At 56.0% G+C, this 1,154-nt stretch carries 1 protein-coding gene and 1 pseudogene; both read right to left on the bottom strand.

Features of this window, described 5'->3' with window-relative positions:
* Positions 1-929 (bottom strand): PDZ domain-containing protein (locus ERD80_RS21235; protein ID WP_168926308.1); only part of this gene is annotated, 929 nt, incomplete at its 3' end.
* 20 nt (positions 930-949) lie between these two features.
* Positions 950-1,154 (bottom strand): annotated as a pseudogene (locus ERD80_RS21230) (RNA chaperone ProQ); the annotation flags it as partial.

Here is a 1,154-nt window from a genome sequence, read left to right as displayed (position 1 = left end):
TTCGGCCCTTTAATTTTGGACACCACGTCATCCAGACGCCAGCCAATCACATCTTCCATTGGCTTGCCCGGCTGGCCGACGCCCACAATGCGGTCGCCCACGCTGATGGATTTGCTCTTGGCCGCCGGACCACCGGCGACCATCGAGTTGATCACCGTGTAGTCATCATCCATCTGCAGCACGGCACCGATACCTTCCAGCGACAGGCTCATTTCGGTGTTGAACTGCTCGGTGTTGCGCGGTGACAGATAGTTCGTATGCGGGTCGATTTCATGCGCGAACGCGGTCATCGCCAGCTGGAACACATCTTCGCTGTTGCTTTGTGCCAGACGACGGATGGCAAAGTTGTAGCGCTTGGTCAGCGTCTCGCGAATCTCTTTGTCATCTTTCCCGGCCAGCTTCAGGCTCAGCTCGTCATACTTCACCTTGGCATCCCACAGCGCGTTTAGCTCATCTGTGCTTTTCGGCCACGGTGCTTTGGCACGATCGATATCGATGGTGTCATTGCCGGTGAAGTTCATCGGGCGGTTCAGCACGCTGAGCGCATACTGATAGCGCTCGAAGCGGCGCTTCTGCGCCAGATTATAGAGATCGTAAAACACATCCAGCTTGCCGCTGCGCAGCTCATCACCGAGCGTGGTTTTTTTGTCGGCGAATTGTGCCACGTCCGACGCCAGCAGCACGTTATGGCTGTAATCGAGCAGATTCAGGTAGCGGTCAAAAATTTTCGCCGAAAAATCCTGATTCAGATCGAACTGACGATAGTGGGAGCGGGTGAAACGCGAAGTGACGCGTTCACTAACGGTAGGATGCTGTGCTTCTTCGTGTAACTGGGGAATCTGGTCGGCGCGGGTAATGTTGTCCGCGCCAAAGGTGGGGCCTGCCAGCAGCAGGCCCGCGATCATACCGATCTTAAAAATGCTGTTCATGCCAGGGTCGGGCCTCCGTTTCAGAACTGCAAGTGTTCTGCGCGCACAATCATTGCCAGGCCGGAAGCGAGCTGGACCCGGACGCCATCTTTGGTAATTTCCAGGATGGTAGCGTCCATTGCACTTTTGCCTGCTTTGACTTTGATGTTTTGACCCGCTTGCAACGTTGAAGTGTCAGTGACGGGTTTTGCCCGCGGTGGACGCGGAGCAGCCTGACGCTCACCG

It is taken from the genome of Pantoea sp. R102 (assembly GCF_004916815.1).
GTDB lineage: Bacteria > Pseudomonadota > Gammaproteobacteria > Enterobacterales > Enterobacteriaceae > Pantoea > Pantoea dispersa.
The sequence above is the reverse complement of the archived record's forward strand: the minus strand, read 5'-3'. Positions and strand labels throughout refer to the sequence as shown.